General features: G+C 61.5%; 18 protein-coding genes. 12 read left to right on the top strand and 6 right to left on the bottom strand.

All coding sequences use genetic code 11. The features are described from left to right. The first annotated feature begins 57 nt into the window (after positions 1 to 57). Positions 58 to 717 carry a TetR/AcrR family transcriptional regulator gene (locus QF039_RS32795; RefSeq protein WP_003211175.1) on the top strand — a complete coding sequence of 220 codons (660 nt, stop codon included), beginning with the start codon at positions 58 to 60 and terminating at the stop codon, positions 715 to 717. A gap of 12 nt (positions 718 to 729) precedes the next feature. After that, on the top strand, positions 730 to 1311 hold the full coding sequence (locus QF039_RS32790; RefSeq protein ID WP_102368022.1) for a YigZ family protein: 582 nt from the start codon (positions 730 to 732) through the stop codon (positions 1309 to 1311). A gap of 302 nt (positions 1312 to 1613) precedes the next feature. On the opposite strand, the gene QF039_RS32785 is transcribed toward QF039_RS32790, so the two are convergent. Beyond that, positions 1614 to 2006: a hypothetical protein gene (locus QF039_RS32785; RefSeq protein ID WP_008430778.1), complete on the bottom strand. Its 393-nt coding sequence runs from the start codon at positions 2004 to 2006 to the stop codon at positions 1614 to 1616. Positions 2007 to 2089: 83 nt separating this feature from the next. Between QF039_RS32785 and QF039_RS32780 the strand changes: the two genes are divergently transcribed. The 3 genes from QF039_RS32780 to QF039_RS32770 all read left to right on the top strand — a co-directional run bounded on the left by QF039_RS32780 (position 2090) and on the right by QF039_RS32770 (position 4658). Beyond that, complete coding sequence (locus QF039_RS32780; RefSeq protein WP_102368021.1) at positions 2090 to 2440, top strand: MerR family transcriptional regulator; 351 nt, start codon at positions 2090 to 2092, stop codon at positions 2438 to 2440. 26 nt (positions 2441 to 2466) lie between these two features. Beyond that, positions 2467 to 3153, top strand: coding sequence for an SDR family oxidoreductase (locus QF039_RS32775; RefSeq protein ID WP_177008351.1), 687 nt, complete (start codon positions 2467 to 2469; stop codon positions 3151 to 3153). 146 nt (positions 3154 to 3299) lie between these two features. Then, positions 3300 to 4658, top strand: coding sequence for an 8-oxoguanine deaminase (locus QF039_RS32770; RefSeq protein WP_003211168.1), 1359 nt, complete (start codon positions 3300 to 3302; stop codon positions 4656 to 4658). Between the two features lie 155 nt (positions 4659 to 4813). Here the strand turns inward: QF039_RS32770 and QF039_RS32765 are convergent, their stop codons facing one another. Next, positions 4814 to 5902 (bottom strand): calcium:proton antiporter, encoded by a 1089-nt coding sequence (locus QF039_RS32765; RefSeq protein ID WP_307522692.1) that lies wholly within the window; start codon positions 5900 to 5902, stop codon positions 4814 to 4816. Positions 5903 to 6096: 194 nt separating this feature from the next. Here QF039_RS32765 and QF039_RS32760 point away from each other — a divergent pair, with 194 nt between their 5' ends. Further along, positions 6097 to 7050, top strand: a complete 954-nt coding sequence (locus QF039_RS32760; protein WP_008430770.1) for an adenosine deaminase — start codon at positions 6097 to 6099, stop codon at positions 7048 to 7050. Here QF039_RS32760 and QF039_RS32755 read toward each other — a convergent pair. Beyond that, complete coding sequence (locus QF039_RS32755; protein ID WP_177008350.1) at positions 7047 to 7739, bottom strand: helix-turn-helix transcriptional regulator; 693 nt, start codon at positions 7737 to 7739, stop codon at positions 7047 to 7049. The genes QF039_RS32760 and QF039_RS32755 overlap by 4 nt on opposite strands. A gap of 138 nt (positions 7740 to 7877) precedes the next feature. Further along, positions 7878 to 8807 carry a LysR family transcriptional regulator gene (locus tag QF039_RS32750; protein WP_307522686.1) on the bottom strand — a complete coding sequence of 310 codons (930 nt, stop codon included), beginning with the start codon at positions 8805 to 8807 and terminating at the stop codon, positions 7878 to 7880. A gap of 117 nt (positions 8808 to 8924) precedes the next feature. Here QF039_RS32750 and QF039_RS32745 point away from each other — a divergent pair, with 117 nt between their 5' ends. The 3 genes from QF039_RS32745 to QF039_RS32735 all read left to right on the top strand — a co-directional run bounded on the left by QF039_RS32745 (position 8925) and on the right by QF039_RS32735 (position 10584). Next, positions 8925 to 9218: a putative quinol monooxygenase gene (locus tag QF039_RS32745; protein ID WP_003211158.1), complete on the top strand. Its 294-nt coding sequence runs from the start codon at positions 8925 to 8927 to the stop codon at positions 9216 to 9218. Positions 9219 to 9245: 27 nt separating this feature from the next. Further along, a complete protein-coding gene (locus QF039_RS32740) occupies positions 9246 to 10259 on the top strand; it encodes a zinc-binding alcohol dehydrogenase family protein (RefSeq protein ID WP_003211156.1) in 1014 nt (337 codons plus the stop codon). A gap of 145 nt (positions 10260 to 10404) precedes the next feature. Continuing rightward, a complete protein-coding gene (locus tag QF039_RS32735; protein ID WP_003211153.1) occupies positions 10405 to 10584 on the top strand; it encodes a hypothetical protein in 180 nt (59 codons plus the stop codon). A gap of 6 nt (positions 10585 to 10590) precedes the next feature. Here the strand turns inward: QF039_RS32735 and QF039_RS32730 are convergent, their stop codons facing one another. Both QF039_RS32730 and QF039_RS32725 read right to left on the bottom strand, forming a co-directional pair. Next, positions 10591 to 11784: a multidrug effflux MFS transporter gene (locus tag QF039_RS32730; protein ID WP_003211152.1), complete on the bottom strand. Its 1194-nt coding sequence runs from the start codon at positions 11782 to 11784 to the stop codon at positions 10591 to 10593. A gap of 86 nt (positions 11785 to 11870) precedes the next feature. Beyond that, positions 11871 to 12071, bottom strand: a complete 201-nt coding sequence (locus tag QF039_RS32725; protein ID WP_177020798.1) for a heavy-metal-associated domain-containing protein — start codon at positions 12069 to 12071, stop codon at positions 11871 to 11873. A gap of 147 nt (positions 12072 to 12218) precedes the next feature. On the opposite strand from QF039_RS32725, the gene QF039_RS32720 reads away from it, so the two are divergent. From QF039_RS32720 to cueR, 3 genes are all read left to right on the top strand, one after another. Then, positions 12219 to 12599, top strand: coding sequence for a hypothetical protein (locus tag QF039_RS32720; RefSeq protein ID WP_087693477.1), 381 nt, complete (start codon positions 12219 to 12221; stop codon positions 12597 to 12599). Positions 12600 to 12675: 76 nt separating this feature from the next. Next, positions 12676 to 14877 carry a cation-translocating P-type ATPase gene (locus tag QF039_RS32715; protein WP_102368020.1) on the top strand — a complete coding sequence of 734 codons (2202 nt, stop codon included), beginning with the start codon at positions 12676 to 12678 and terminating at the stop codon, positions 14875 to 14877. Further along, entirely contained in the window at positions 14874 to 15275 is a 402-nt protein-coding gene (gene cueR / locus QF039_RS32710) for a Cu(I)-responsive transcriptional regulator (RefSeq protein WP_201022528.1), read from the top strand. Before QF039_RS32715 ends, cueR begins: the two co-directional genes overlap by 4 nt. Positions 15276 to 15388 lie beyond the last annotated feature (113 nt).

Here is a 15388-nt window from a genome sequence, read left to right as displayed (position 1 = left end):
CTTGAGGGTGGGTTATCTGTGCACACGTCGCCTTCATCGATCTGCACGGAAACCTCCATGAGCCTCGAAGTTCCTGCCCACAGCAACCACGCCGGAAAACCTGCAAGCCGCATTCGCCAAAAGAACGAACAAGCGATTTTGCAGGCCGCCGAAGACGAGTTCGCCCGTCATGGCTACAAAGGCACCAGCATGAACACCATCGCGGCGAGTGCCGGGTTGCCGAAAGCCAACTTGCACTACTACTTCACCAACAAGCTGGGCCTGTACATCGCGGTGCTCAGCAACATCCTCGAATTGTGGGACAGCACCTTCAACACCCTGACCGCCGAGGATGACCCGGCGGCCGCCCTGACCCGCTATATCCGCACCAAGATGGAATTCTCCCGGCGCCAGCCACAAGCCTCGCGGATCTTCGCGATGGAGATCATCAGCGGCGGTGAGTGCCTGACCGAATATTTCAGCCAGGACTACCGCGCCTGGTTCAGCGGCCGTGCGGCGGTATTCCAGGCCTGGATCGACGCCGGCAAGATGGACCCTATCGACCCGGTGCACCTGATCTTCCTGCTGTGGGGCAGCACCCAGCATTACGCCGACTTTGCCACCCAGATCTGCCGCGTGACCGGGCGCACCAAGCTGACCAAGCAGGACATGGAAGACGCCGGCACCAACCTGATCCACATCATTCTCAAAGGCTGTGGCATCAAGCCGGCCCTCTAAACGAAGTTACCCATGCCTTTCACGCTTACCGGCCTTTGCGAGTTTCGCGAAGAAATTCGCAAAAGCCGCTTCATTACCCTCGCCGCCCCGATCAGCAGCCCCCAGGACGCCCAGGCCTTCATCGACCAGCACAGCGACCTGAACGCCACGCACAACTGCTGGGCCTGGAAACTCGGCGATCAATACCGCAGCAACGACGACGGCGAACCCGGCGGGACGGCCGGGCGCCCGATCCTGGCCGCGATCGAAGCGCAGGATTGCGACCAGGTCGTGGTGCTGGTGATCCGCTGGTACGGCGGCATCCAACTGGGCACCGGCGGCCTGGCCCGCGCCTATGGCGGCGGGGCGAACAAATGCCTGCAAGCCGCCGAACGCGTCGAGCTGATCAAACGGGTGCCGCTGAGCTGCTCCTGTGGTTTTGCCGAGCTGCAGTTGGTGAAGCTGCGAGTGGCCGAACTGGGTGGGCTGGTGATGGAAGAAACCTTCACCGCCAATGGCGTCGACCTGCAGCTGGCCCTCGGCGAGGCACATATCGACACCCTGCAAGCGCAGCTCGCCGACCTGAGTCGCGGGCGCATTCTGCTGGAGCGCTGAAACTGCCCACATCTACTGTGCACCTGCCTGTGGATAACCTGAGCACACTCGCCTGTAACCCTTCTGTCACAAGGGTTTCAGACGGTTGTACAGTTTTTGTTCAAGGCACTGCACGAAAGTATTAATCCAGCTCAAAAACAGTCAGTTAGGCGGGTTATGTCCTTTAGAACAAAGGGCCACAGCGCTTATATCCACCGGTCACGCTTGCGCACAATTACTGTGGAGCAACCTGTGGATAACCCGTGCAAGAGTCACCCCGCAGCAGAGCCTGCAACGTTCCGGCACAACTGAGCGTTTTTTGATCAACTTGCTGCTCGGCGCACCGGTATCAACTGAGCCACCGCCCACAGCACTTCAAACACCACGACAATCACCAATACAGTACTGGCACCATGGGCCAGCGCGTAGATCTGCCAGGTGGCAAACAGCACTCGGCCGGCGGCGTCGTAGCGGCCAAAGATCGCTTGTGGGTCGCGGATTCGCAGCACCGACCACACGCAGACAATCGAGCCCATCAGGTTCGCCATCAACATATGCACAGGCGCGAACGGCGGCAGCTCGCCGGGCAGGTTCAACGCCACCAGGGCGTTATGCAGCAGGACAAACGTCCAGGGTGTGACCAGTGCGGCGGTGACGATCAGGTCGTACCAACCGCTGGCCCGAACCAGTCGACGGTATTGGTGTGCGGTCCACATAGCCGTAAGCTCCTTAAATTCAAGAAGCCAGCAGGCTAAAGCCTGGAGTATGCTCCAGGGTCAAGCCCCCTTGAGCCCTCTACATGCGTATCGGCGAATTAGCCCAGGCCAGCCAGGTCAGTCGCGACACCCTGCGTTTCTACGAGCAACGCGGGCTGATTGCCGCGCAACGCAGTGCCAACGGTTACCGTGACTACCCCGCCGACATGGTGCAACTGGTGCTGTACATCAAGACCGCCCAGCGCCTGGGCTTCAGCCTGGGTGAAATCGGCAACAGCGTCGGCGCATTATGGCAAGCTCCAGACCCCGACAGCGCCGTGACCCAGCTCCTGCAAGACAAGCTCCACCTGATCGAAACCCGCATCGCCGAACTCGACCAACTGCGCCAGGAGTTGCAGCAAAGGCTCGGCCAGCGTTGTCCACTGAACCCGTGAACCTCCACCGTCAAAGGAAGCCATTCATGTCCACTTCAAAAACCGCACTGATTATCGGCGCCTCCCGGGGCCTGGGCCTTGGCCTGGCCAAGCAACTGCTGGCGGACGGCTGGGACGTGACCGCCACCGTGCGCGACCCGCAAAAGGCCGATGCCTTGAAAGCATTGGGCGAGGTGCAAATCGAAAAGCTCGACATGGATGACCAGCAGGCGGTAATTGCCCTCAGCCAGCGCCTCAAGGAAAAAACCTTCGACCTGCTGTTCGTCAATGCCGGTGTCAAAGGCCCGGCCAACCAGGAACCGGGCCACGCCACCCTGGCTGAAGTCGGCCAACTGTTTTTCACCAACGCCGTGGCGCCGATCAACCTGGCCCAGCGTTTTGTCGGGCAGATCCGCCCAGGCACCGGCGTGCTGGCCTTCATGAGTTCGATCCTGGGCAGTGTCACCATTCCCGACGGCTCGGACCTGGCGCTGTACAAGGCCAGCAAGGCCGCCCTCAACTCCATGACCAACAGCTTCGTCACCCAATTGGGCGATCAGAAACTGACCGTGCTGTCGTTGCACCCGGGCTGGGTGAAAACCGACATGGGTGGCGAAAACGCCCACATCGACGTGCCCACCAGCGTGCGCGGCCTGGTTGACCAGGTAAATGCCTACACCGGCAAGGGCGGCCATCACTTTGTGGACTACAAGGGCGACACCATCGCCTGGTAAAAAAACCGGGATCGTTATCGGCCGATTGCCGTCGATAACGATCCACACGTAAACTGCGCACCTCGCCCTCCCCGGCGACCCTGGATCAGCAGACAGGGCAACACTGAGCTGGCAAACCTGAACCCATCATTCAGAGGAGCCGGCCAATGCCTGCGACCCGTATCTGGTTAAAAAACCCCCTCGCGATTTTCACTGCCAATGGCCTCGACGCCCGTGGCGGCCTGGTGCTGCAAGACGGTGTGATCACCGAAGTGCTGGGCTGGGGCCAAGAACCCGCCGTGCCCTGTGGACAAGTATTCGATGCCCGCGAGCATGTCGTCCTTCCTGGACTCATCAACACCCACCATCACTTCTATCAAACCCTGACCCGCGCCTGGGCGCCGGTGGTCAACCAGCCGCTGTTTCCCTGGTTGAAAACCCTGTATCCGGTCTGGGCCCGACTCACCCCGGAAAAACTCGCCCTGGCGAGCAAAGTGGCCCTGGCCGAACTGCTGCTCTCGGGCTGCACCACGGCGGCAGACCACCACTACCTGTTCCCGGACGGCCTGGAACAGGCGATCGACGTGCAGGTCGACAGCGTGCGCGATCTGGGCATGCGCGCCATGCTCACGCGCGGCTCCATGAGCCTGGGCGAGGCCGACGGAGGGCTGCCACCGCAACAAACCGTGCAGCAAGGCGAAGTGATTCTGGAAGACAGCCGCCGCCTGATCCGCCAGTACCACGAGCGCGGTGACGGCGCACAAATCCAGATCGCCCTGGCGCCCTGCTCGCCGTTTTCCGTCACCCCGGAAATCATGGAAGCCAGCGCCGAGCTGGCCAACAACCTCGACGTGCGCCTGCATACCCACCTGGCGGAAACCCTCGACGAAGAAGACTTCTGCCTGCAGCGTTTCGGCCTGCGCACCGTGGATTACCTCGACAGCGTCGGCTGGCTAGGCCCGCGCACGTGGCTGGCCCACGGGATTCACTTCAACCCTGAAGAAATCGCACGCCTCGGAGCTGCCGGTACCGGTATCTGCCATTGCCCGAGCTCGAACATGCGCCTGGCTTCCGGGATATGCCCAACGCTGGACCTGCTGGCCGCCGGTGCACCGATTGGCCTGGGGGTGGACGGTTCGGCGTCCAATGATGCGTCGAACATGATCCTCGAAACGCGCCAGGCCCTGTACATCCAGCGCCTGCGTTACGGGGCAGAGAAGATCACCCCGGAACGGGTGTTGGGTTGGGCGACAAAAGGTTCGGCGCAGTTACTCGGTCGCAGCGACATCGGCGAACTGGCCGTAGGCAAACAGGCCGACCTGGCGTTGTTCAAGCTCGATGAACTGCGCTTCTCCGGCAGCCATGACCCGATCTCTGCGCTGCTGCTGTGCGGCGCCGACCGAGCGGACCGGGTGATGGTCGGCGGCAAATGGCGGGTGATCGACGGGCAGGTCGAAGGATTGGACCTGAAAGGCTTGATTGCCGATCACAGCCAGGCGGCGCGGGAACTGATCAACCGGACTTAACTGAAGAAACACTTTTCAAATGTGGGAGCGGGCTTGCTCGCGAATGCGTTGGGTCAGTCAACATATCTGGCGACTGACACTCCGTATTCGCGAGCAAGCCCGCTCCCACACAAGCCCGGTTTCCACAATTATTTCTGCGGTGTTTTCAGGATTGGTTACAGTCCAAGCAGCGACAGCATGATAAACGTCGCAAACAACACAAAATGGGTCATCCCTTCGATGGCGTTGGTTTCGCCATCGTTGAGGTTGATCGCGCTGACAATCAGCGTGATAAACACCATCACGGTCTGCACCGGCGTCATCGCCATCTGAAACGGCTGGCCGGTGTACAAGGCCATGGCTTCCATCACCGGTACGGTCAAAATCACCGTCGACAGAGAAGCCCCCAGCGCGATGTTCACCACAGACTGCATGCGGTTGGCCAGCGCTGCGCGCAACGCGGTCAAAATCTCCGGGGCGGCGGAAATCGCGGCCACGATGATCGCCGTGATTACCGGTGGAGCCCCCGTGCCTTCCAGGCCCAGGTCGAGGGTCTTGGACATCACCTCGGCCAACGCGCCAATTACGATCACGCCAAACACCAACGTCCCGATGGAAAACGCCAGGCTGATCGGCGGCGACGCTTCTTCCGGTTGTTTCTTACGACGTTTTTCCGGGTAGCTGTAGCTGAAGAAATAACTGTGAGGCCCCACCTGCATCCGCAGGAACAACGTGTAGAGCACTACCATCGCGCCGATGGTGAAGGCCGAGTAAATTTTCCAGTCGGCCTCGGGGATAAATTCCGGCACCACCATCGACACACCCATGGCGGTAAGGATCATCACGCTGTAGGTGCGCGCCGAATCGTCGTTGTAGGACTGTTCGCCATGCTTGATGCCGCCCATCAGCGCGGCCAGGCCGAGGATGCCGTTGATGTCGAGCATCACCGCCGAATAAATGGTGTCGCGCACCAGGGTCGGCGAGGGCTCGTTGCTCATCATGATCGCCAGGATCACCACTTCCACCAGCACGGCGGCGAGGGTCAGGATCATGGTGCCGTAGGGGTCGCCGACCTTTTCCGCCAGTTGCTCGGCGTGATGGGCCACGCGCATCGAGGCCACGACGATAAAGCCGATCAGCGCTATGCCAGCCAACAGCGCCACCATCTGCCCGCTGTGCAGCATCCAGTGCTCCAGCGGGTAGGCAGCGATGGCGGCAATCAGCGCCAGCAGCATGAATTTTTCTTGCTTGATAGATGTGAGCATTGCAGGCCTTTTGAACGCGGCGAATCCGTCATTGATGGGGTACAGACTGCACCGCGCCGCTAACGTTTCGTTACACCTTAGTTCATGCACTGCTTGCACGGTGCCTGTGGATGCTCACCGCTTGGTCAGGTTTTGCCGATTATTTCGGCGTGCGCCTGTAGAATGCCGCCATTGCACCTGATGAGAATTTATAAATGTACGATTGGCTCAACGCCCTGCCCAAGGCTGAATTGCACCTGCACCTGGAAGGCTCGCTGGAGCCTGAGCTGCTGTTCGCCCTGGCCGAACGCAACAAGATCGCGCTGCCGTGGAACGACGTCGAAACCCTGCGCAAGGCCTACGCCTTCAACAACCTGCAAGAGTTTCTCGACCTCTACTACAAGGGCGCCGATGTACTGCGCACTTCCCAGGATTTCTACGACCTGACCTGGGCCTACCTGCTGCGCTGCAAGGCGCAGAACGTGATCCACACCGAACCGTTCTTCGACCCACAGACCCACACCGACCGTGGCGTACCGTTCGAAGTGGTGCTCAACGGCATTGCCGCCGCCTTGAAAGACGGCGAGCAACAACTGGGCATCACCAGCGGTTTGATCTTGAGCTTCCTGCGCCACTTGAGCGAAGAAGAGGCCGAAAAAACCCTCGACCAGGCACTGCCATTCCGTGATGCGTTTGTTGCCGTGGGCCTGGACAGCTCGGAAATGGGCCACCCACCGAGCAAGTTCCAGCGCGTGTTTGATCGTGCCCGTCACGAAGGTTTCCTGACCGTCGCCCACGCCGGTGAAGAAGGCCCGCCGGAGTACATCTGGGAAGCCATCGACCTGCTGAAGATCCAGCGTATCGACCATGGCGTACGCGCCATTGAAGACGAGCGCCTGATGCAGCGGATCATCGACGAACAGATCCCGCTGACGGTGTGCCCGTTGTCCAACACCAAGCTCTGCGTGTTCGACGACATGTCCCAGCACAACATCCTCGACATGCTTGAGCGTGGGGTGAAAGTGACGGTGAACTCGGACGATCCGGCGTACTTCGGCGGTTATGTCACCGAGAACTTCCATGCGCTGTACACCTCGCTGGGCATGACCCAGGACCAGGCCAAACGCCTGGCGCAAAACAGCCTGGATGCACGGTTGGTCAAGCCTTAATCACCGACCGGTCTGGCGAGCCGGGCAATTTCCAGTTGCCCGGCTTCACTGACCTGCAACGCCTGGGACTCATTGATCACGCTGACCCAGTTCGACTGCAGGCACAACTGCAACAACGCGGCCCCCAACGCACCGCCCAGGTGTGGCTGCTGTTCGCTCCAATCAAAACAATCGCACACGATCGGCTGAGCCAGTGCCTGGGTAAAAATCCCCAGCGCTGCGAGTTTGCGCGCACCTGACGGCGTCACGTCCGTACGCTGTTCCGCGCGCTCGATCCACCCGGCCGCCATCATCCGTTGATACAAACCCGCTGCCAGCTCGCCCCCCAGGTGACCATGGCACAGCCGCGCTCGCCGTAAAGCCGCAGGCGCAGTCAATGACCGCGAATGAATGGGCGTGCTGCGGGCGACACTGGCCATCGTGGTGCAGGCCAATGCATCCACGGCGGCCCCCACATCGGCGGCGGCCACCCGGAAAAAGCGTTTGCCGCTGCGGGCTTCGACACGCAGCAGGCCACCGGCCGTCAATCGCGTCAGATGCGCATTCGCCGAGGCCGATGACAGCCCGGCAAGTGCCGCCAACTCATCGGAGGGTTTGGCCGAGCCGTCCATCAATGCCCACACCATCGCGGTGCGTTTCGGGTCGGCCAGCAAGGTGGCGATCTGACTGATGCAAGGTGCCTGTTCCATGTGCTCATTCACTCCCTGTTGAATCATTTGTCTGCTGCGTCTGGCGGAAAAGTATAAGCGTGAAAACGCCGGGTTCCGTGCCGTCTTACAGCGCAACCAAGGACAGAAGCTGAAGGAAATTTCCCGATATCCCCGGGGTTATGGTGTAGAGGCTGATCGCTCCGGCAATTGCGCAGTCAATGTCGCACAACGGGCAACGAGCATTTCCCGCAGAAGATTGATCGGCTTGCTCAGTTGCGCGCGATGGGCACACAACAGATTGAGCGGCGTACGTTCGCCCCGCAGCTCCGGCAAGATCAGCCGCAGGCGCCTCGCCAGCACATCGGAGCTGACATCCAGCCAGGACTTGTAGGCGATACCCACCCCCGCCACCGCCCAGCGTCGCACCACATCGGCATCATCACTGAAGCGGTCACCGGTCACCGTCAGGCCGACATCACGCTTGCCATCGTTAAACCCCCAATGGTCATGCACCCGGCTGCCGAGCATGTACAGCAGGCAATTGTGCTGGGTCAGTTGCTCCAGGTGGCGCGGCTCGCCGTGCCGCGCCAGATAGCTGGGAGCAGCGCAGAGCACGCGGCAGTTGTCCGGGGCGATGGGCAACGCGATCAGGCTGGAGTCTTCGGGTTCGCCGTAGCGCAGGGCGATATCCACCGGCTGGCGGAACAGGTCGGCAATCCGGTCGCCCAATAACAGGCGTACGCTCAGGTCGGGGTATTCGCGCTGGAACTCATCGAGCCAGGGCAACAACTGGTTACGGCCAAAGTCCGACGGCGCCGAGAGTTGAAGCACCCCGCTGACCTGATCCTGGCCGCTGGCCAACAACCGCCGGCCTTCATCCAGGCTGCTCAAGGCGGCCCGGGCGTATTCCAGGAAGCCTTCGCCCTCGGCCGTCAGGCGCAGGCTGCGGGTGGAACGCGCCAACAACCGTGCGCCCAACTGCTGCTCGATGCGCTTCAACGCCGCGCTGGCCACCGCCGCCGACATGTCCATCACCCGTGCTGCCGCCGAAAGGCTGCCCAGGTCTGCCGCACGCACAAACAACTGCAAGTCATCAAAACGCAGCACGCCGACCGCCCATTATCAAAAAAGCATTGAAAGAGACTGCTCTTTTAGCGGGTTTTATCTTCCAGAGAAATAGCCAATCATCTGTCCATCCCGTTCATCACGTGTCTGGAGTCGAATATGTCTGCTGCCTTTAACGTCATCGCCACGCTGATCGCCAAACCCGGCCAACAGGCCACCCTGGAAACCCTGCTGCGCGAGCTGCTGGAACCGACCCGCATCGAAGCCGGCTGCCAGCAGTACGACCTGCACCAGGACCTGCAACACCCCGAGACCTTCTACATGCTCGAACGCTGGAGTGACGACGCCGCGCTGGCCGACCACGACCAGAGCGCGCATATCCAGAATTTCCGCACCAAGGCTGCCGACGTGCTTGAGCATTTCGAACTCAAGCGCCTGAAGTTTATTGCCTGATCAACCGCCCCCTTTTTGGAAACCATCATGAAAGCCATCGCCTACTACGCCGCACTGCCGATCAACGATCCAAAATCCCTGCAAGACATCGAACTGCCCGAACCGGTCGCCGGCCCCCGCGACCTGCTGGTGGAAGTCAAAGCCATCTCGGTGAACCCGGTGGACACCAAGGTGCGCCAGAACGTCGCCCCGGAAAACGGCGCGGCCAAAGTGCTGGGCTGGGACGTGGCCGGTGTGGTCAAGGCCGTGGGCAGCGAAGTCAGCCTGTTCAAGGTCGGCGACAAGGTGTTCTACGCCGGCTCCCTGGTACGCCCCGGCGGCAACAGCGAACTGCACACTGTCGATGAGCGCATCGTCGGCCATATGCCGAAAACCCTGGGTTTTGCCGACGCTGCTGCACTGCCGCTGACCGCCATCACCGCCTGGGAATTGCTCTTCGAACGCCTTCAAGTGCGTGAAGGCAAGGCCGATGAAGGCCAGAGCCTGCTGATTGTCGGTGCTTCGGGTGGTGTGGGATCGATCCTGACCCAACTGGCGAAACAGCTTACCGGCCTGAAAGTCATCGGCACCGCCTCCCGTCCTGAAACCCAGGCATGGGCCAAGGACCTGGGCGCCGACCTGGTGATCGACCACAGCAAACCGTTGAGCGAAGAGCTGAAAAACGCCGGCCATCCGCAGGTGAACTACGTCGCCAGCCTGACCCAGACCGACCAGCACCTGGACCAACTGGTGGAAGCGCTGATTCCCCAGGGCAAACTGGCGCTGATCGACGATCCCAAGGCATTGGACGTAAGCAAGCTCAAGCGCAAGAGCCTGTCGCTGCATTGGGAGTTCATGTACACCCGTTCGATGTTCGAGACCAGCGACATGATCGAGCAGCACAACCTGCTCAATCGCGTCGCCGAACTGATCGACGCCGGTACTCTGAAAACCACCGTGGGCGAGCACTTTGGCGTGATCAACGCGGCTAACCTGCGCCGCGCCCACGAACTGCTGGAAAGCGGCAAGGCCAAGGGCAAGATCGTGCTGGAAGGGTTCTAACGAAAGGTTCTGTCAGTGTCGTCTGTTATTCATGTGAGTAATGGACGACACCGCTAGTCAGAGACTTGATCCTTGTCATATTTGTGAGCGTATTCGGGTTTATATTGGCCGCCTTTGCCACGCAATTTACGTGAGGAAGTCAGCAATGAAGATCCTGATAAAAGCGCTAGCAAGATCCGAAGGCAACAAATGGCAGGTCCGTCTCGACCAGAACGCCTTTACCTTCCGCAGTGAGGCCGAGGCCCGCGCGTTTGCCGACACCCTGCAAACCCGTATCCAGGCGCCTCACCGATTCCCCGAAAGCCAGCAGCGTTCTGCTGGCTGATCCTGATCAGTCCGCCGCTTGCAGTGCCCGTTGGCGCTGCAGGCGCCGGGTCAGCATCGCGAACGTTACGGCCAATACGCCACACAAGCTGATGACCATTGCCATCGGCATCGCCGTGCCGTCGTGCAGCACGCCGACCAACGACGCTGCGCCTGCCGCCACACCAAACTGAATGCAACCGAGCAACGCCGACGCGCTGCCCGCCCGAGCGCCCTGCCCGCTCATGGCGCAGGCCGAGGTATTGGGCAAAATGCAGCCCAGGCTGGCGATGCAGATAAACAGCGGTACCAGCAGTGGCCACAAAGCGTCCGTGCGCAGCGCAGTAATTGCCAGCAACGACAGACCCGCCGCCAGGTAAACCCACACCGTGCGCGACAGCAAAAATGCCGGGCCACGCGAAGCGAGCAAACGCGCATTGACCTGTGCCACCAGGATAAAGCCCGCGGCATTCGAGCCGAATACCCAGCCATAGTGTTCGGCGGGCACGCCATAGAGCTTGATAAAGACGAAGGGCGAGCCCGCGATGTAGGCAAACATACCGGCAATCGAGATGCCGCCGGTCAAGGCATAGCCCAGGTACACCCGGTCCGACAGCAACCGGCCGTACTGGCGCAGTGCACCTGACAGCGGCTGGCGCGGTTGATGGGCCGGGAAGCTTTCCGGCAGCCCGACTGCTACCGCAATGGCCGCCATCACACTGAACGCCGTGAGCGCCAGGAAGATCGACTGCCAGCCCCACACCCCAACCATCACCCCGCCCGCCAGCGGCGCGAGGATCGGCGCCAGCCCGGTGACCAGCATCAGTTGGGAAAACACCTTGGCCGAGCCCACCGCGTCGCATTTATCGCTGACCACCGCCCGCGAGATCACCATGCCCGCGCAGCCGCCCAGGGCCTGGACGAAACGCGCGCCGATCAGCCATTCCAGGGACGGCGCGTACGCACAGGCGAAGGACGCCAGGGTAAACAGGGTGACGCCGCTGAGCAGCGGCCCGCGCCGGCCAAAACGGTCTGCCAGCGGTCCATAGATCAACTGGCCGATCGCCAGGCCCGTGAAGTACACGGCCAAGGTCAGCTGAATATGTTTTTCGTCGGTGCCGAATGCCACGGCCATGGCCGGGAAACCCGGCAGGTAGAAGTCGATGGCCAGCGGCGCGAACGCGCTCAAGGCCCCCAGAATCAGGATTATACGAAGGTTCATCAGGCACCCAGGTGAGTCGGCAGCCCGACAGTCTAGCCGGGCGCGGGTGCCTTGAACATTAAGTTAGCTCGCTAACTATCAGAAAATCAGGCGAGCTTGACGCTGTAGCCTTCCTCGCTGATCAGGTTGATCACCTCTGCCGGCGACAGCAGGCTGCCTTCCACCCTGACTTCCTTTGCCGCGAGGTCAACGAGCACGCTGGCCGCCGGGTCCTTATCCTGCACCGCCTGGGTTACCGAGCGGACACAGTGGCCGCAGGTCATTCCTTCAACGCTGAATACTTGCATGACATGACTCCTTTAATGAGGTTGCCCGCAGTGTTGACCTTGCCACGATGGCAAGGTCAAGTTCTGAAAACATCGGCCGGGCTGGCATTCATTCGCGCCCTCGGCCAAGCTGCACTTATCCACGATGTGAACCTCGGAGAATTCGCCATGCGCTGGTCATTTTTTGGCCTTGTCAGCCTGATGGGCTTTTTTGCTGCTGTGCCACCGGCCAGCGCAGATGAAGATTATGCGGTGCTGATCATTTCCCGGGAGCGCCTTGAAGTGCCGACCAACTGCGAGATTGGCTTGTACATCCAGGACCAGTTGGCCGGGCGGCTGTTCCAGGAGCAGGCCACCTCCTTCAACTTGCCGGCCGGGAATGTGTCGTTGCGCCTGAAGTTGTTGCCGGGGCAATCCCAGGGTTGCTTGCCGGGCATGCTCGCACCACCGGCGCAAAACATTACGTTGAAGGCGGGTGACGTGCGCAAGTTGCGTATCGCGCAAGGGCCGGACGGCATGTACCTGAAACCGGCCGCACTGGAATACTGAAACATTGATCTAACGCCTTGACCTTCCCCACAGGTCAAGGTTGATCCTAGGGGCAATCTCTCCTGGAGTACTGCCCATGAACGGATCCACCACCTTCGACCTGCCGATCAGCGGCATGACCTGCGCCAGCTGCGCCGGGCGGGTTGAACGGGCACTGGGCAAAGTGCCCGGGGTGCAAAGTGTCAGCGTCAACCTGGCCAACGAACGCGCCCACATTGAAGTGCTCGGCCAGATGGACCCCGGCGTGCTGATCGCCGCCGTCGACAAGGCCGGCTACACCGCCACCCTGCCCCAAAGCGAAACCGCCACCCAGGCCAGCCAGGAACAACGCCTGAGCCATGAACGCTGGTCGTTGCTGCTGGCAATCCTGCTCGCCGCGCCGTTGGTGCTGCCGATGCTGGTGCAACCGTTCGGGCTGCACTGGATGCTCCCGGCCTGGGTGCAATTTGCCCTGGCCACCCCGGTGCAATTCATCTTCGGTGCGCGCTTCTATATCGCGGCCTGGAAAGCCGTGCGCGCCGGAGCGGGCAATATGGACCTGCTGGTCGCCATCGGCACCAGCGCCGGTTACGGCCTGAGTATCTATGAATGGCTCACGGCGTCCGCCGGCACAATGCCCCACCTGTATTTCGAAGCCTCGGCGGTGGTGATCGCCCTGGTGCTGCTGGGTAAATACCTGGAAAGCCGCGCCAAGCGCCAGACCGCCAGTGCCATCCGTGCCCTGGAAGCCTTGCGCCCCGAGCGGGCGATTCAAGTAATCGACGGCCGCGAGCAGGACGTCGCCATCACCGCCCTCAAGCTGAATGACCTGGTGCTGGTCAAACCCGGCGAACGCTTCCCGGTGGACGGCGAAGTGGTCGAAGGCCAAAGCCACGCCGACGAAGCCTTGATCAGCGGTGAAAGCCTGCCGGTGCCGAAGCAGCCTGGCGACGCAGTCACCGGCGGCGCCATCAATGGCGAAGGCCGGCTGCTGGTGCGTACCCTGGCCCTCGGCGCGGAAAGCGTGCTGGCGCGGATCATCCGCTTGGTGGAGGACGCCCAGGCCGCCAAGGCACCGATCCAGAAACTGGTGGATAAAGTCAGCCAGGTGTTCGTGCCGGTGGTGCTGGTGCTGGCCTTGGCCACGCTGGTCGGCTGGTGGCTGTATGGCGCACCGCTGGAAGTCGCGCTGATCAATGCGGTGACCGTATTGGTGATCGCCTGCCCTTGCGCCCTTGGCCTGGCCACACCTACCGCCATCATGGCCGGTACCGGCGTTGCCGCCCGCCACGGCATCCTGATCAAGGACGCCGAAGCCCTGGAGCGCGCCCATGAAGTCAGCGCCGTGGTGTTCGACAAGACCGGCACCCTGACCTCCGGCGCACCAAAAATTGCGCACCTGGCCGCCATTGACGGCAATCAAGGGGCGCTGCTGCAACAGGCCGGCGCGCTGCAGCGCGGCAGTGAACACCCGTTGGCCAAGGCGGTGCTGGATGCCTGTGCCGAACAAGGTTTGAACGTCGCGGATGTCAGCGCCAGCCAGTCCCTTACCGGGCGTGGCATTGCAGGCACCCTAGATGGCCGGCAACTGGCGCTGGGCAACCGTCGCCTGCTGGAAGAAACCGGCTTGAGCACCGGTGATCTCGCCGACTCGGCCAGTGCGTGGGAGGCCGAAGGCCGCACCTTGTCCTGGCTGATCGAGCAAGGCCCGCAGCCCCGCGTGCTGGGTCTGTTTGCCTTCGGTGACACGCTTAAACCGGGCGCCCTGCAGGCGATACAGGCACTCAAGGCTCGGCATATCAGCAGCCACCTGCTGACCGGCGATAACCGTGGCAGCGCCCGCGTGGTCGCCGAAGCCCTGGGCATCGATGACGTGCACGCCGAGGTGTTGCCTGCGGACAAGGCGGCTACCGTCGCCGAGCTGAAAAAGACCGGCGTGGTGGCAATGGTCGGCGACGGCATCAACGACGCACCGGCCCTGGCCGCGGCCGACATCGGCATCGCCATGGGCGGCGGTACCGACGTGGCGATGCACGCGGCAGGTATTACCCTGATGCGCGGCGATCCACGGCTGGTGCCGGCAGCCCTGGAAATAAGCCGCAAGACCTATGCGAAAATTCGACAGAATCTGTTCTGGGCCTTTGTGTATAACTTGATCGGCATTCCGCTGGCGGCGTTCGGCCTGCTCAACCCGGTGATGGCTGGCGCGGCCATGGCCCTGTCCAGTGTCAGCGTGGTGAGCAACGCACTGCTGTTGAAAACCTGGAAACCCAAGGACCTGGAGGACGAGCGTCCATGAACATCGGCCAAGCAGCACGCCAAAGCGGCCTGAGCGCGAAGATGATTCGTTACTACGAATCCATCGGCTTGTTGAAAGCCGCCCATCGCACCGACAGCGGCTACCGCATTTATGGCGCCGATGACTTGCACACCCTGGCGTTTATCAAGCGCTCGCGGGACCTGGGGTTTTCCCTGGAGGAAGTCGGCAAGTTGCTGACGCTGTGGCAGGACCGGGGACGCGCGAGTGCCGACGTCAAGGCGCTGGCCCGCCAGCATATCGATGAGCTGAACCAGAAGATCCGCGAGTTGGGGCAGTTGCGCGATACGTTGCAGGACCTGGTGGAACACTGCCAGGGTGATCACCGGCCGGATTGCCCGATTCTCAGGGAGTTGGCGTCGGGCAGTTGTTGCACCTGAGCAAGTTTAACCAGGCATGCACGGAACCTAATGTGGGAGCGGGCTTGCTCGCGAATGCGGAGTGTCAGTCAATACATCAGTTGACTGAACCAGCGCTTTCGCGAGCAAGCCCG

The sequence above is a fragment of the Pseudomonas sp. W2I6 genome, from assembly GCF_030815935.1.
Taxonomy (GTDB): domain Bacteria; phylum Pseudomonadota; class Gammaproteobacteria; order Pseudomonadales; family Pseudomonadaceae; genus Aquipseudomonas.
Note: the sequence above shows the minus strand (reverse complement) of the source record. Positions and strands in the feature narration are given on the sequence as shown.

Excerpts from the sequence above, each read along its gene's own strand:
- QF039_RS32795 (WP_003211175.1), top strand. The coding sequence starts at position 58 with ATGAGCCTCGAAGTTCCTGCCCACAGCAACCACGCCGGAAAACCTGCA.
- QF039_RS32790 (WP_102368022.1), top strand. The coding sequence starts at position 730 with ATGCCTTTCACGCTTACCGGCCTTTGCGAGTTTCGCGAAGAAATTCGC.
- QF039_RS32785 (WP_008430778.1), bottom strand. The coding sequence starts at position 2,006 with ATGTGGACCGCACACCAATACCGTCGACTGGTTCGGGCCAGCGGTTGG.
- QF039_RS32780 (WP_102368021.1), top strand. The coding sequence starts at position 2,090 with ATGCGTATCGGCGAATTAGCCCAGGCCAGCCAGGTCAGTCGCGACACC.
- QF039_RS32775 (WP_177008351.1), top strand. The coding sequence starts at position 2,467 with ATGTCCACTTCAAAAACCGCACTGATTATCGGCGCCTCCCGGGGCCTG.
- QF039_RS32770 (WP_003211168.1), top strand. The coding sequence starts at position 3,300 with ATGCCTGCGACCCGTATCTGGTTAAAAAACCCCCTCGCGATTTTCACT.
- QF039_RS32765 (WP_307522692.1), bottom strand. The coding sequence starts at position 5,902 with ATGCTCACATCTATCAAGCAAGAAAAATTCATGCTGCTGGCGCTGATT.
- QF039_RS32760 (WP_008430770.1), top strand. The coding sequence starts at position 6,097 with ATGTACGATTGGCTCAACGCCCTGCCCAAGGCTGAATTGCACCTGCAC.
- QF039_RS32755 (WP_177008350.1), bottom strand. The coding sequence starts at position 7,739 with ATGGAACAGGCACCTTGCATCAGTCAGATCGCCACCTTGCTGGCCGAC.
- QF039_RS32745 (WP_003211158.1), top strand. The coding sequence starts at position 8,925 with ATGTCTGCTGCCTTTAACGTCATCGCCACGCTGATCGCCAAACCCGGC.
- QF039_RS32740 (WP_003211156.1), top strand. The coding sequence starts at position 9,246 with ATGAAAGCCATCGCCTACTACGCCGCACTGCCGATCAACGATCCAAAA.
- QF039_RS32735 (WP_003211153.1), top strand. The coding sequence starts at position 10,405 with ATGAAGATCCTGATAAAAGCGCTAGCAAGATCCGAAGGCAACAAATGG.
- QF039_RS32730 (WP_003211152.1), bottom strand. The coding sequence starts at position 11,784 with ATGAACCTTCGTATAATCCTGATTCTGGGGGCCTTGAGCGCGTTCGCG.
- QF039_RS32725 (WP_177020798.1), bottom strand. The coding sequence starts at position 12,071 with ATGCAAGTATTCAGCGTTGAAGGAATGACCTGCGGCCACTGTGTCCGC.
- QF039_RS32720 (WP_087693477.1), top strand. The coding sequence starts at position 12,219 with ATGCGCTGGTCATTTTTTGGCCTTGTCAGCCTGATGGGCTTTTTTGCT.
- QF039_RS32715 (WP_102368020.1), top strand. The coding sequence starts at position 12,676 with ATGAACGGATCCACCACCTTCGACCTGCCGATCAGCGGCATGACCTGC.
- cueR (WP_201022528.1), top strand. The coding sequence starts at position 14,874 with ATGAACATCGGCCAAGCAGCACGCCAAAGCGGCCTGAGCGCGAAGATG.